This window comes from Agreia sp. Leaf210, from assembly GCF_001421485.1.
Lineage (GTDB): Bacteria > Actinomycetota > Actinomycetes > Actinomycetales > Microbacteriaceae > Agreia.
Window position 1 is genome coordinate 740,728 of the sequence record NZ_LMKK01000001.1, and the last position, 14,248, is coordinate 754,975.

Genomic DNA, 14,248 nt, shown 5'->3' on the forward strand with positions numbered 1-14,248 from the left:
AACGAGTGTTCCCTGAGCCGGTCTCAGGGGTGGAGCTGCGTTACTTGACGGTGAAGCCCTGGGCCTTGGCGTAATCGGTCATCGTCTTCTGCAGATCATCGAGTGACTCCGATCCAGACTTGCTGCCGTCGATGATCGAGACCATCGACTTGGTCAGCTCCGAGTAGTAGTACGTCGTGAATGGGCTGTAGGTGTAGCCCTCGTACGCGTTCTCCGCCGGGATGTAGACGTCTTTGTTGGCCGTCTGGCCGTTGAAGAACTTGACGGGGGTGTCGGCGAATGCGTCAGAGGCGAGCATCTTCTGGTTGAGCGGGAAGATCGTCTGGGTGTCGACGCCGTCCTGCAGTTCCTCGTCGGATGCGTACAGCTCCTTGGCGACGGTCGCAGCGAGATCTTTGTCCTTGGCCTGCGTGGTGACCGCGAACGTCGATCCGCCCCAGTTCACGGAGACGGGATTCGCCGGGTCCCACTGGGGAAGCGGGGCCGCCTTCCAGTCGGCACCGTCTCCCTCGGTCGAGGCTCCGGCACCCGTCAGGTATCCGGGAGCCCACGCCGCCGAGACGTACGTGGCGTACGAGCCATTCGCCAGACCGCCGATGTAGTCGGTGTTGAACTGGTCCTTCGTGTCGACGAGGCCCTTCTTCACGAGGTCCTGCCAGTAGTCGGCGACCTTCTTGCTGCCGTCGTCGTTCAGATCGATGCCGATCTTCTGGGGGTCGGCCGACTCGTAGTCCCAGGCCGTCTGACCGTTCTGCGTCATCAGAGCCGTGAACCAGGCGGGCACGTTGCTGCCGAAGTCACCCATGAACGGGCCACCCGCGTCTTTCAGCTGCTGCGCTGCAGCGGCGTATTCGTCCCACGTCGTGGGAACCGCGATGCCGTACTTGGTGAAGATATCGGCACGGTAGATCATGGCCATGGGGCCGCCGTCGACCGGAATGGCGTAGACCGAGTCGCCGCTCGAGACGTCCTTCCAGGCTCCGGCGCTGAAGTTGGCCTTCACATCGTCGGCGCCGTGCTCGCTCAGGTCGACGAGGGCATCCTGCAGGATGAAGCCGGGTACGACCTCGGCCTCGAGCATGACGACGTCGGGGGCACCCGTGCCGGCGGCGATCGCGGTGGAGAACTTGGCGTATTCATCGGCACCCTGGCCCGCATTCGACCAGCAGACCTGCACATCGTCGTGCGACTTGTTGAACATGTCTACGACCGTGTTGATGTTCGGGTACCACGCCCAGACAGACACCTGGGGGGCGTCTTTGTTGACGATCGTGTTGCTGCACGAGCCCGCGTCCCCGCCGGCGGAGTCGGTGCTGCCTCCTCCCGCACTGACATCGGGCGAGCAGCCGGCGAGAGTGACCAGGAGAGCGCCAGCGCTCACCACGGCCAGAAGTGATTTGGTCTTCACTGTGAATGGTTCCCTTCGAAAGAAGAACCGCGACGATGCTGTCGCGAGTTCGGTGGGGTGCGTCGTCTCCCTAGCGCAGCGAAGCACGCGCTGAGGCAGGAGAGGGGTGGGAGTGTTCGGCGAGAGAGCCTGCCCACAGGGTGCGGCATGTGACCATCAACGAATCCTCCTTGATTCGAGCAATCGATCATGGCGGGTGCCACCACATCGAATTTCTGTCATTTACAACGTTGTAAAGTAAACGTTGTAAAAGTGATTCTGCACTGCACTCGGATGGGTGTCAAGAGCGGGATTCTGTGCGTCGCTCAATCGACACAGAACGCATCTATCGGGCGTCCCGGCGACGCGCACGTGGCACTCAGCGGCCTGTCAGTCGGCGCTCGACTCGCGTTGCACCACGCGGAACTCGGTCGCCAGATCCCGGGCGGGAGCATCCGAATCGGGATTCTCGATGCGCTCGAGCAGCAGAGCGACAGCGGTCTCGGCAATCTGATCCTTCGACGGATCGATCGTCGAGAGCGAAGGGATCGAGTATCGGGTCTCATCGATATCGTCGAAGCCGATCACGGCGACGTCGCCGGGAATCCGCAGGCCAGCCTCCTGCATCACGCGCATCGCACCCAGCGCCATGGAGTCGTTGAAGCCCACGAGGCCGTCGAAGACGACGCCCTCGGCGAGAAAGGCCCGCATAGCCTCGGCCCCGTCTTGACGGTGCCAACTGATGACCGGAATCACCAACGAGGGGTCGTACTCCACGCTGTGTTCCGCGAGGGCCTGCCTGTAGCCGTCGAGCCTGAGGCCGGCCGAGCCGACCACCTCGCCGGGATGCGCCCCGAGCGCGGCGACGCGTCGGCGCCCCAGAGACAGCAGGTGGTCGGTCGCCGCCCGGGAGCCCTCGATGTTCTGCATCGTCACGTGGTCTTTCGGACCATTGAAGATGCGGTCGCCGAGCAGCACCATCGGCATCGTGCCGTCGAGGTGATGCGCGTCTTCTTCGCCGAGCGCGAGCACGCTGTACAGGATTCCGTCGACGAGCTGCATGCGCGGCCCGCGCAGGATCTCGAGCTCTTCCTTCTTGCCCCCCGGCATCTGCTCGATGATCACGGACAGGCCTTTGGCCCGCGCGGCCCTCATGACCGCATCGGCGAGCTCGGCGAAGTAGGCGTTGCGCAGGTCGGGGATGAGCAGGCTGATCACTCCGGATCTGCCGGAGCGAAGGCTGCGCGCCGAGAGATTGGGCTGATAGCCGAGCTCGTCGATCGCCGCCTCGACCTTCGTTCTCGTGGCCGGCCGGATGTGCGGGTAGTCGTTGATGACGTTCGAGACGGTCTTGATCGACACACCCGCCAGTCGGGCTACGTCATGCAGGGTTATGGCCACGGCTTGAGACTACAACGTTGCAGAAACTCCCACTATCGGCCACGGGCGAGCACGAAGCGGTGTCGCCGCTCGTTCTCTCGGAACAATCTGTTCGCCATGGGGGCCCACACGATCACGGCCACACCGACGCCGAGCAGCAGACCCCCGAAGGTGTCGCTCAGCCAGTGCGCGCCGAGATAGGTGCGGCTCAGGAGCATGAGGATCACGTAGACGACGCCGGCGACCCAGATCCAGCTGCGGCGCAGGATGATCGCGAGAACCACGGCCATGGTCGTCGCATTGGCGACATGGCCGGATGGAAATGAACCGAAGTCGGCGTGCACCAGGATCTCCTCGGGCCTGGCCCTGCCGAAGAGGCTCTTCAGCAGTTGGACGAGACCGGCGGACAGCACCGTGGCCGCCGTGAAATACAGCGCGGCCCAGAACCTGCGAAAGAGACAGAGCGCCGCGATGATGGCGATCGGAACGATGAACACGCCGATGACGCCGCCCCCGAGGTAGTTCATCGCCAGCGACGGGATCTCCCACACCGGCGAACGGTGCTCGAGGATCTCGTCCATCCACTCGGTGTCGAAGCCGAGGGGGTTGCCGGCGCCGCGCAGCATCACGAGCGCACCGATCAGCACCGCCACGACCAGAACGGCGAAGGCACTGACAAGTGGCCAGAACCTCTGCACCTTGCGGGTCTTCTGGTCGGTGCTCGGCTGCGCGCTCGCGCCGGGAGGGTCGTTCGTCATTCCCCGACCGTACCGGTTGCGTCGAAAACGCGCGCAGGGCTTGCGATCGACGTCAGCGCCCCAGCGCGGGCACTGTCGACGGACGCACGATCACCCAGAGCGACACCACGGCCACGGCCGCCGTGACCGCCATCACGGCTCCCATGGGTACGGCGCTGGTGATGCCGAGAAAGCCGACGATCGGAGAGATGAGCCCGGCGAGACCGAAGTTCACGGCGCCGAGGAGCGACGCCGCCGTGCCCGCTTCGTGACCGTGCCGGTCGAGTGCGAGAACCTGCACGCACGGGAAGCCGAAGCCGCACGACGCGATGAAGAACCAGAGCGGGATGAGGATTCCGATCAGCCCCGCGCCGGCCGAATCGAGGACCACGATGGCGATGGCGCAGAGCAGCATCATCGTGGTCGTGCCCGCCAGAATCCACTGTGGAGCCACGTACTTCGTGAGCCGCGCCGAGATCTGCGTGCCCGCAGCGATGCCGATCGAGTTGACCGCGAACAGCAGACCGTACTGCTGGGGATCGAGCTCGTAGACGAGCTGGAAGAGGAACGACGAGGCCGAGAGGTAGGTGAAGAGACCCGCGAACGTCATGCCGCCGATCAGCGCGACGCCGATGAAGATGCGGTCGGTGAGCACCGATCGATAGCGCTGGCGCAGGGTCGAGTGGCCGGCGTCGTGCGGGCGCTCCTTGGGCAGCGTCTCGACGATCCACAGCCAGACCGCGACCACGACGAGTACCCCGTAGATGGCGAGGGCCCAGAAGATTCCCCGCCAGTCGGTGAAGCGCAGCATCTGCGACCCGATGAGCGGAGCGAGCAGCGGCGCGAGGGTGGTGATGAGAGCCAGCCGCGACAGCATGCGCACCAGCGGGCGACCTCCGAACAGGTCGCGCACCATCGCCATCGCGACGACTCCGCCGGCCGCGGCGCCCGCACCCTGCAGAACACGGAAGATGCCGAGCGTCACGATCTCCGGAGCAACCGCGGCCCCGACGCAGGCCGCGATGTGCAGCAGGGTCGCGACGATCAGGGGAATGCGTCGCCCGACCTTGTCGCTCCACGGGCCGACGACGAGTTGACCGAGGGCGAATCCGATCGTGGTGCCGGTGAGCGTCAGTTGAATCGCACCCGCCGAGACCCCGAGGTCTTGCTCGAGAATGGGGAACGCCGGCAGGTAGAGGTCGATCGTCAGGGGGCCCAGCGCCGTGAGCCCGCCGAGCAGCAGAACGTAGACGAGGCGCTGGCGGCGCGACAGTGCATCGCCCGGGTGGACGACGGTGATGGAGTCGGTGGTCACAGGTTTCCTTGCGCACGTCGGTGCAGTGGACGAATGGCAACTACCTTACCGAATCGATTCGACTTCCGATTCGGATTCTCTGCATCTCGTTCTGGGATGGCCCCTCAGCGGCCTTGGAAGCGCTCGGCCAGGGCGGCACTCGCGACCTCGGCCCACCGCTCCGCCTCCGCCTGCGCACTCTCGGCGGAGCCCGCGAGCGCGGCGAGCGACACTGCATCGACGAACTGCTCTGTCGACGCCGAGATGAGGCCGGCGATCAGGCTGACCTCCGTCGCACTCGGGGCGGCCGCGGCCAGTACGGCCGATACGACCTTGCCGGATGCCGACTGAGAATCGAAGCTGCCCTCGCCCGTGACGACGGCGTGGCATGACGCGACCGCGGCGGCGAGCCCGCTCATCTCGGCTATTCCGGTCGAACCCGCAACGAGCGCCGCGCCCCACGCGAGAAGACCGAATCCCACTCCCCCTGCCGCTCCCGCACCCGGATGCGACGGGTCGACACCCGCACGCCCGGAACCGACCGCGTCTCGATCCAGAACTCGAGCGAACGTCGCCAGACCGCGCTCGAGCGTACGCGTCGACGTCTCGGTCGAGGCCCCCTTCTGCGGTCCGTATATCGCGGCCGCGCCGGTCGCGCCGAGCAGGGGGTTCGTCACGTCGCACAGCACCTCGACCCCGTCGGGCGGCAGAGGCCTCATCGACCGGAGGTCCGCCGAAGCCAGGTCGTGCAGCCCGCGGTTGCCCGCGCGCACGGGCCGACCCGCGGCATCCAGAAACCGGGCGCCGAGCGCGTCGAGAACCCCGGCTCCGCCATCGGTCGACGAGCTGCCGCCGATGGCGAGCACGAGCCTTCGCACCCCGTCATCGAGCGCGGCGACGATCGCCTGACCGAACCCGCGGGAATGGGCGTCGTCGGGGCGGAGCGCGCCCAGCAGCGTGAGCCCGCTGGTGCTCGCCAGCTCGACCACCCCCGTGCCGTCGGCGAGCAGAAGCCAACTCGCGTCGACGGCGAGGTCTCTGGGCCCCGCCACCCGCACGGGCATTCGAGTCGCCCCCGGCACCGCGGCCTCGACGGCGTCGAGCGTACCCTCGCCGCCGTCAGCCATCGGCTTCAGCACCAGCGTGTCGAGCGGGCGAACAGAGGCCCACCCTCGAGCCATCGCGGCTGCCGCTTGTCGCGCCGTCAGCGAGCCCTTGAAGGAGTCCGGTGCGAACACGATCGTCGACGGCGCGGTCATGATCGCCACGTTAGTCGGTGAGCTGCTATCCGAGAGCCCCGGCGGGGTCGGCGAGCACGGGCGCGAAGGCGAGCTCGGCCGCTCCGACCATCAGAAGGCGGGTGCGCAGCTGGGCGCGCTCGAGCGTGACGCCGTCGCCGAGCGAGCCGAACGACGCCCGGCGGATCCCGGCTTGCAGTCGCTCGGGGTTCGCGGCGTACAGCGATCCCAGGAAGCCGCCGAGGATGATCGACGACGGGTTGAAGATCGACACGAAGTTGCCCAACGCCGTGCCGAGCACGTCGAGCTGGCGGTCGATCTCGTGGCGCACGGTGTCGTCGGCGGCGGCCACGAGCATCCGGTCGAACTCGTCACCGTCGACCGGCGCGGTGCCGAGCACATCGAGGAGCCGGGCGAGGCTGACCTCTGTCTCGAGGCATCCGCTCTTTCCGCAGAAACAGGTGACCCCGTCACTGTTCACGAGCGTGTGGCCGAGCTCGCCGGCATAGCCTTGCGCGCCTCGCAAAGCGTTGCCCGCCACCAGCACGCTGCCGCCGATGCCCGACGTCGACCCGTTGAGGTAGACGATGTCCTCCACGCCGCGGCCCGCCCCGAACAAACTCTCAGCGACCAGTCCGAGCTGGGCGTCGTTCGCCGCGAAGGCCGGGATGCCCAGGGCCTCGGCGACCGGCTCCGCGAGGGGCTGGTCGTTCCAGAGCAGGTGCGGCGCGAGGGTGACGACACCGTCGGAGCTGCGCACCAGACCGGGCACCGCGATGCCCACGCCCACGATGACCTGGTCGTCGGCAAGGCCAGCGACGAGGCTCGAGACCTCTCGTCGCACGATCGCCACCGTCTCGTCGATACCCGGCGCCCGCGTGGTCTCGTGGCGAACGCGGGCGAGCACCCGACCGCCCAATTGCACGAGGCCGATGGTGACGGCGTCGAGGTCGGGGTTGACCGCCACGGCGAGGAGGCGGTCGGTGAGGTGGACGAAGGGGCTGGGCCTGCCGACCGTGCCCGGGTCGGTCTGCTGCGTCTCGTAGACCAGCCCGAGGTCGCCGAGCTCGCCCACCAGCGCGGCGATCGTGGAGCGGTTCAGGCCCGTTGCGCGGGTGAGCTCGGCACGGGTGCGCGACCCGCTGTGGTGCAGCAGGGTCAGGACGGTCGAGAGATTGTGCCGCCGCGCCTGGTCATTGCTGTTGCCGACCCGGCTAAGCGGGGCGGGCTGCTCGACGCTCACGTGCTCCCCCTCGCCGACCGCGGCAGGGCGCTGCTGTCTCGTCTATTCTGACTCACCCGCGCGGCTGACCGACCCGCCCGGCGTCGCCGCGGGCGAAGCCGGCGGGGTCGTCGAGCAGACCCGCGAAGGCGAGTTCCGCCGCGCCGACCATGATGATGCGCGAGCGCAGGCTGGCCTTCTCGATGACCACGCTGTGACCCATGCTGCTCATGGAACGCAGCCGAACGGCATCCGCCAGTCTTTCGCGCCCGACGCTGAGGAGCGACGCGAGGAACCCGCCGAGGATCACGATCTCGGGATCGAACATGTTCACGAAGTTCGAGATGGCCTCGGAGAGCATGTCGATCTGCCGTTGTACCTCGCGCATGACCTTCGGGTCGCGGGAGACACCGAGCGCGATCTCGAGCTCATCCTGATCGGCCCGGGGAAGCTTGAGCACGGCGAGGAGCCGGCTGAGGCTCACCTCTGTCTCGAGGCATCCGGTGCGGCCGCAGTGGCAGCGCGAACCCATGTTGTTCACCAGGGTGTGGCCGAGCTCGCCCGCGTAGCCGCTCGTGCCACGCAGCGGAGAGCCGCCGATGATGAGTCCCCCTCCAATGCCGCTCGCGCTGCCGTTGAGGTAGACGAGATCGTCCATGCCGCGGGCGATGCCGAACAGACTCTCGGCGATGGCGCCGAGGCTCGCGTCGTTGCCGGCGAACACCGGGTAGTCCAGCGCCTTTGCGAGCGCCGCGGCGAGAGAGGCGTCCCGCCATCCGAGGTGCGGGGCGATGAGCACCCGCCCGTCTTTGGAGTTCACCAGCCCGGGAACGGCGACACCCACGCCGGCGACCCTGAAGCTCGACTCGATCTCGCCGCGCATCCCGTCGACGATCGCCTTGACGACGTTGACCGTCTCGTGCACCGTAGGCACCCGAACGGTGTCGTATCGGATGCGACGGATCACCTCGCCGCCGAGCCCGACGATGCAGACGGTGATGGCATCGACGTCGGGGTAGACGGCGAGCGCCACGATGGCCGGATTCGGAAAGACCTGCACGCTGGGGCGACCGACCCGGCCGGAGACCGACTCGGGCTCGCCCTCGAAGGCGAGCCCGAGCTCGACCAGCTCGGCGACGAGTGCCCCGACCGTGGAGCGGTTCAACCCCATGCGCCGCGTGATCTCCGCCCTCGAGCAGCCGCCCGAGTGATGGATGAGCGTCATGACCATCGACAGGTTGTAGCGCCTGAGCTGGTCGTTGCTCGAGCCGCCCCTGCTACCGAGGGCGAGTGATGCCGTACTCATCCGACCTCACTCTCCCCTCGTGGTCTCGATATGCGGGCTCCGGATCAGCGTCCGCCTGCGCGCCGCTTGTTGAAGATATCGAATGCGACGGCCAACAGCAGAACGAAGCCCTTGATGGCCATCTGCCACGCGGCATCGACCGACAGGATAGACAGTCCCATGTTGAGAACGCCCATCACGAGACCACCGATGACGGCACCCACCACGGTACCCACGCCACCCTGAACGGCCGCGCCTCCGATGAAGACGGCCGCGATCGCATCCAGCTCGTAGTTCTGACCGGCCGACGCGACGGCACCGCCGGCACGGGCGGTCGAGACGACGCCGGCGAGGCCGGCGAGAATGCCCATGTTCACGAAGATCAAGAAGTTGACCCGCTTCGTCTTGACACCGCTCATGACGGCGGCGAACAGGTTGCCGCCCATGGCGTAGACGTGACGGCCGAACACCGAGCGGTTGAGCAGGAAGGTGTAGAGCAGGATCAGGACGGCGAGGATGATCAGGATGATCGGGGTTCCGCTGTAGTCGGAGAGCAGCCAGGTGAACGCGAGGATGGCGACCGCCGCGATGCCGTTCTTGATCCAGAACGACACCATGGGCTCGCGAGGCAGGTCGAGCTTGCGCAGCGTGGCCCGCGAGCGCAGACCCTGAGCCAGCAGCACGACCACGGTCAAGGCGCCGAGAACGAGGGTGAGCACGTCGCGGCCGGCGACCTCGCCGAGCCATGCGGGAAGCCATCCCGCGCCGATCGCGGTGAACTCGGCGGGGAGACCGCTGATCGTTCCGCCGGTGAGCAGCACGAGTGTGAGGCCACGGAAGATGAGCATGCCCGCGAGCGTCACGATGAACGCGGGTATGCCGACGTAGGCGACCCAGAATCCCTGCCAGGCGCCAACCACACCTCCCACGACCAGAGCCAGGATCACGGCGGCCCACCACGGGAAGCCCCAGGAGTTCATGCTGATGGCGGAGACCGCTCCGACCATGGCCACCACCGAGCCGACCGATAGGTCGATGTGGCCGGCGATGATCACGATCACCATGCCGATGGCGAGGATCAGAACGTAGGCGTTCTGCTGGATCAGGTTGTTCACGTTGCCGGGCAACAGGAGGCGGCCGTTCGTCATGATCTGGAAGAGGATGACGATGACCGCGAGGGCCGCCAGGATGCCGTACTGCCTGAAGTTGATGGAGAGCTTGGGTATGCGCCGTTTTCCGGGCACCGGGGGTGTGAGGGTGGGGGTTGTCGTGCTCATCGGGGTCAGTCCTTTCCCGCGGTCATGTAGTGCATGAGGGTTTCCTGGGACGCGTTCTCGCGGGAGACCTCACCAGTGAGTTTTCCCTCCGAGATCGCATAGATACGGTCGGCGAGTCCGAGCAGCTCGGGCAGTTCGCTCGAGATCACGACAACGGCTTTGCCCTGCGCGGCGAGCTCGTTGATGATGCCGTAGATCTCGTACTTCGCTCCCACGTCGATGCCTCGCGTGGGTTCGTCGAGAATCAGCACGTCGGGGCCTGCGAAGATCCACTTCGACAGCACGACCTTCTGCTGATTCCCGCCCGACAGCTTGCCGGTGATGGAGGCGACGCTGGGCGCCTTGATGTTCATCTTCTCGCGGTAGGAGTCGGCCACCTTGTACTCACGGTGGGAGTCGACGACGCCGGCCTTCGCGAGTTTGGCGAGGGCCGCGGCCGACACATTCACCTGGATGTCGCCGATCAGGTTGAGACCGTACTTCTTGCGGTCTTCCGTGGCGTAGGCGAATCCGTTGTGGATCGCCTCGTCGACGGTGCGGTTCTGGATCTCGACGCCGTTCTTGAAGATGCGCCCCGAGATGTTGGTTCCGTAGGAGCGGCCGAAGATGCTCATGGCCAGCTCGGTGCGACCGGCGCCCATAAGACCCGCGAATCCCACGATCTCGCCGGCCCGCACGGTGAACGATGCGCCGTCGACCACCACCCGCGAGGTGTCGACCGGGTGGTACACGGTCCAGTCTTCGACGCGCAGTACCTCGTCTCCGATGTTGGAGTCACGGGGCGGGAACAGGCTGTTGAGATCGCGGCCGACCATGGCGCGGATGATGCGCGCCTCGGTCGCGTCGGGCCCGTCCATCGGGATGGTCTCGATCGTCCTGCCGTCTCGGATCACCGTGACGGTGTCTGCGATCCTCTTGATCTCCTTCAGCTTGTGGCTGATGATGATGCAGGTGATGCCCTGCATGCGCAGGTGATCGATCAGGCTGAGCAGGTGGGCCGAGTCCTCGTCGTTGAGGGCCGCGGTGGGCTCATCGAGGATGAGCAGCTTCACCCGCTTCGACAGCGCCTTCGCGATCTCCACAAGCTGCTGCTTGCCGACGCCGAGTTCGAGGATCTTGGTGGCGGGGTTCTCGTCGAGGCCCACGCGGGCCAAGAGGAGGGCTGCCTCGCGGTTGGTCTTGTTCCAGTCGATGACTCCCCGGCTCGAGAGTTCGTTGCCGAGAAAGATGTTCTCGGCGATCGACAGGTAGGGGCTCAGCGCGAGCTCCTGGTGGATGATCACGATGCCCTCGTGCTCACTGTCGTTGATGCTTCTGAAGGCCACCTCGTGGCCCTCGAATTCGATCGACCCGCCGAAGCTGCCCGCGGGATACACCCCGGAGAGCACCTTCATCAGGGTCGACTTGCCCGCGCCGTTCTCGCCGCAGATCGCGTGGACCTCGCCTCGCCGCACGGTGATCGAGACACCGTCGAGCGCCTTCACTCCACTGAAGTCCTTGACGATGTCGTTCATGCGCAGAATCACGTCGTGCTGCTGCACGCTGTCGCTCACGCTGTCCTGGATGCTCATCGGGCTCCCTCCTTTTCACATCTGTCTGAGATCGTCGGCTCCACGCCGACGGAGAAGGTCGGCCCCGCCATCGTGGCGGGGCCGACCGGGTGGAACTTTAGAGTCCGACGTCGGACGCCTTGAGGAAGCCGGAGTCGATCAGCTTCGTCTGCACGTCGTCCTTGACGACGACCTCGGGGTCGAGCAGGTACGAGGGAACGACCTTGTTGCCGTTGTCGTACGTCTCGGTGTCGTTGACCTCGACCTCTTCGCCGGCTGCGATCGACTTGATCATCTGGAAGACGCGGTCGCCGAGGGCGCGGGTGTCCTTCCACACGGTCATCGACTGCTCGCCGTCGAGGATCGCCTTGACGTTGGCCTTGTCGGCGTCCTGTCCGGTGATGATCGGGTACGCGTCGCCGGGCGTGTAGCCTGCCGACTTCAGCGAAGCCTCGATGCCGATGGCCAGGCTGTCGTTCGGGGAGAGGACGACGTTGACCTTCTGGTCACCGGTGTAGAACGACGACAGACGGTTATCCATCTCGGCCTGGGCCTTGTCGCTCGCCCAGCCCTGGATACCGATCGAGGCCCAGTCGTCATCGCTCTTCGGCGCCTTGCCGCTGGGGACGACCAGCTGGCCCTTCTCCACATACGGCTGCAGAACATCCCACGCACCGGAGAAGAAGAACTTGGCGTTGTTGTCGTCGGGGCTGCCGGCGAAGGGCTCGAGGTTGAACGGGCCCTTGCCGTCCTTGAGGCCGAGCTGCTCTTCGATGTACTGGCCCTGCAGGGTGCCGACCTTGTAGTTGTCGAAGGTGGCGTAGTAGTCGACGTTGTCGGTGCCGTTGATCAGGCGGTCGTACGCGATGACGGTGGCGTCCTGCTTCTTCGCCTCGTCGAGCACGGGAGCGAGGACCTTGCCGTCGATGGCCGCGATCACGAGGATCTTCGAGCCGCCGGCGACCTGGTTCTGGATCTGGCTGATCTGCTGGTCGGTCTTGTTGTCGGCGTACTGGAGGTCGACGGTGCAACCAGCGCCCTCGAGGGCCTTCTGCAGCTGCTCGCCGTCGTTGATCCAGCGCTCGAGCGAACGCGTGGGCATCGAGATACCGACGTTGCAATCCTTGATCGCATCTCCGGATGCGCCGTCGGTCGTCGCGGGGCTGCTCGCACATGCGGCGAGTGACAGAGCCACCGCTGAAGTGGCGAGAACGGCCAGGAGCCGTCTCGTGGGTTTCGTGGTCATGGTGCTTTCCTCTCTGAATGCTGCCAGGGTCCGGCCCGATCGATGGGGGCCGGCGTCAGACGCGGAGGAAGACTGCCTGTCGACAATTACTCCCTCGTAACGGGGCATCGCTGTGATAGCCCCGGTCGTTTTCACGACCTTTGTTGACGGAGCGAACATATCCCACGATCTCGGCGTGCGTCTACGCAAAACCTCGATGCCGATCTGGAAGCGACGTCGGCGCGTCTCGATGTGACCGTTCACACGCCCGAAAATCAGCGCCGCGGCGTATTAGTTTGCGGAGATAACAATTCGATCTCGGAGAAAACGACCGCCGCGCATCTGGCCCACGGGGATCGAAACTGATATGTTTTCGACAGCAACAATTCACCAACGACGTTGAAAGACGGGTATCCACCATGGCTCTCGAGCCCACACGCGATGACAAGTTCTCCTTCGGCCTCTGGACCATCGGCTACAACGGGGCCGATCCATTCGGCGGCCCCACCCGGGCCCCCCTCGACGTGGTCGAGGCCGTGCACAAGCTCAACGAGCTCGGCGCCTACGGCCTGACGTTCCACGACGACGACCTGTTCGCCTTCGGTTCCACCGACGCCGAGCGCCAGACGCAGATCGACCGCCTCAAGCAGGCGCTGGCCGACACCGGCGTGATCGTTCCGATGGTCACCACCAACCTGTTCTCCGCCCCCGTGTTCAAAGACGGCGGCTTCACCTCGAACGACCGCGCTGTTCGCCGCTTCGCCCTACGCAAGGTGCTGCGCAACATCGACCTCGCCGCCGAGCTCGGTGCGAAGACGTTCGTCATGTGGGGCGGCCGCGAGGGCGCCGAGTACGACTCGGCCAAAGACATCCGCCAGGCCCTCGAGCGCTACCGCGAGGCAGTCAACATGCTCGGCGACTACGTCACCGACAAGGGCTACGACATCCGCTTCGCGATCGAGCCCAAGCCGAACGAACCGCGCGGCGACATCCTGCTGCCGACCCTCGGCCACGCTCTCGCGTTCATCAACACGCTCGAACGCCCCGAACTCGTGGGAGTGAACCCCGAGGTCGGTCACGAGCAGATGGCCGGGCTGAACTTCGCCGCCGGCATCGCCCAGGCCCTCTACCAGGGCAAGCTCTACCACATCGATCTCAACGGCCAGCGGGGCATCAAGTACGACCAGGACCTCGTGTTCGGTCACGGCGACCTGCAGAACGCGTTCGCTCTCGTCGACCTGCTCGAGAACGGCGGCCCGAACGGCGGACCCGCCTATGACGGCCCGCGTCACTTCGACTACAAGCCCTCGCGCACCGAAGACATCACCGGTGTCTGGGATTCCGCCGCCGCGAACATGCGCACCTACCTGCTGCTCAAGGAGCGCGCGGCCGCGTTCCGCGCCGACCCCGAGGTGCAGGAGCAGCTTGCCGCGTCGCGCGTTCTCGAGCTGTCGCAGAACACGCTCGGCGACGGCGAGAGCTACGACGACCTGCTCGCCGACCGCAGCGCCTACGAAGAGTTCGACGCCGACGCGTACTTCAACGGCAAGGGCTTCGGCTTCGTGCGTCTGCAGCAGCTCGCACTCGAGCACCTGCTTGGCGCGCGGTAACGCGGCGACGCCGGTGCGTCGCCGCGTTAGCGCGCGAAAGGCG

General features: G+C 66.1%; 11 protein-coding genes. 1 reads left to right on the forward strand and 10 read right to left on the reverse strand.

Annotated elements, in window-relative coordinates; all coding sequences use genetic code 11:
* Positions 1-40: 40 nt before the first annotated feature.
* The 10 genes from ASE64_RS03510 to chvE form a co-directional block, all read right to left on the reverse strand.
* Positions 41-1,408 (reverse strand): ABC transporter substrate-binding protein, encoded by a 1,368-nt coding sequence (locus ASE64_RS03510; protein ID WP_055775938.1) that lies wholly within the window; start codon positions 1,406-1,408, stop codon positions 41-43.
* A 369-nt stretch (positions 1,409-1,777) separates the two neighbouring features.
* The gene (locus ASE64_RS03515) at positions 1,778-2,788 is read right to left on the reverse strand and encodes a LacI family DNA-binding transcriptional regulator (RefSeq protein WP_055775940.1); all 1,011 of its coding nucleotides are present in this window, start codon (positions 2,786-2,788) and stop codon (positions 1,778-1,780) included.
* A 32-nt stretch (positions 2,789-2,820) separates the two neighbouring features.
* Entirely contained in the window at positions 2,821-3,525 is a 705-nt protein-coding gene (locus ASE64_RS03520; protein WP_055775944.1) for a phosphatase PAP2 family protein, read from the reverse strand.
* A 52-nt stretch (positions 3,526-3,577) separates the two neighbouring features.
* The gene (locus ASE64_RS03525) at positions 3,578-4,819 is read right to left on the reverse strand and encodes a multidrug effflux MFS transporter (protein ID WP_235480479.1); all 1,242 of its coding nucleotides are present in this window, start codon (positions 4,817-4,819) and stop codon (positions 3,578-3,580) included.
* Between the two features lie 104 nt (positions 4,820-4,923).
* Positions 4,924-6,057 carry a glycerate kinase gene (locus ASE64_RS03530; protein ID WP_055777399.1) on the reverse strand — a complete coding sequence of 378 codons (1,134 nt, stop codon included), beginning with the start codon at positions 6,055-6,057 and terminating at the stop codon, positions 4,924-4,926.
* A gap of 25 nt (positions 6,058-6,082) precedes the next feature.
* Entirely contained in the window at positions 6,083-7,279 is a 1,197-nt protein-coding gene (locus tag ASE64_RS03535; protein WP_055775947.1) for an ROK family transcriptional regulator, read from the reverse strand.
* Between the two features lie 52 nt (positions 7,280-7,331).
* A complete protein-coding gene (locus ASE64_RS03540) occupies positions 7,332-8,564 on the reverse strand; it encodes an ROK family transcriptional regulator (protein WP_055775950.1) in 1,233 nt (410 codons plus the stop codon).
* A gap of 44 nt (positions 8,565-8,608) precedes the next feature.
* Positions 8,609-9,820: a multiple monosaccharide ABC transporter permease gene (gene mmsB / locus ASE64_RS03545; RefSeq protein ID WP_055775953.1), complete on the reverse strand. Its 1,212-nt coding sequence runs from the start codon at positions 9,818-9,820 to the stop codon at positions 8,609-8,611.
* Between the two features lie 5 nt (positions 9,821-9,825).
* Entirely contained in the window at positions 9,826-11,391 is a 1,566-nt protein-coding gene (gene mmsA / locus ASE64_RS03550; protein ID WP_055775956.1) for a multiple monosaccharide ABC transporter ATP-binding protein, read from the reverse strand.
* Positions 11,392-11,488: 97 nt separating this feature from the next.
* The gene (chvE, locus tag ASE64_RS03555; RefSeq protein WP_055775959.1) at positions 11,489-12,616 is read right to left on the reverse strand and encodes a multiple monosaccharide ABC transporter substrate-binding protein; all 1,128 of its coding nucleotides are present in this window, start codon (positions 12,614-12,616) and stop codon (positions 11,489-11,491) included.
* Positions 12,617-13,014: 398 nt separating this feature from the next.
* Between chvE and xylA the strand changes: the two genes are divergently transcribed.
* Positions 13,015-14,205, forward strand: a complete 1,191-nt coding sequence (xylA, locus tag ASE64_RS03560) for a xylose isomerase (protein ID WP_055775964.1) — start codon at positions 13,015-13,017, stop codon at positions 14,203-14,205.
* Positions 14,206-14,248 lie beyond the last annotated feature (43 nt).

Coding starts and splice junctions, on each gene's coding strand:
- ASE64_RS03520 (WP_055775944.1), bottom strand. CDS start 3,525: ATGACGAACGACCCTCCCGGCGCGAGCGCGCAGCCGAGCACCGACCAG.
- ASE64_RS03530 (WP_055777399.1), bottom strand. CDS start 6,057: ATGACCGCGCCGTCGACGATCGTGTTCGCACCGGACTCCTTCAAGGGC.
- ASE64_RS03540 (WP_055775950.1), bottom strand. CDS start 8,564: ATGAGTACGGCATCACTCGCCCTCGGTAGCAGGGGCGGCTCGAGCAAC.
- mmsB (WP_055775953.1), bottom strand. CDS start 9,820: ATGAGCACGACAACCCCCACCCTCACACCCCCGGTGCCCGGAAAACGG.
- mmsA (WP_055775956.1), bottom strand. CDS start 11,391: ATGAGCATCCAGGACAGCGTGAGCGACAGCGTGCAGCAGCACGACGTG.
- chvE (WP_055775959.1), bottom strand. CDS start 12,616: ATGACCACGAAACCCACGAGACGGCTCCTGGCCGTTCTCGCCACTTCA.
- xylA (WP_055775964.1), top strand. CDS start 13,015: ATGGCTCTCGAGCCCACACGCGATGACAAGTTCTCCTTCGGCCTCTGG.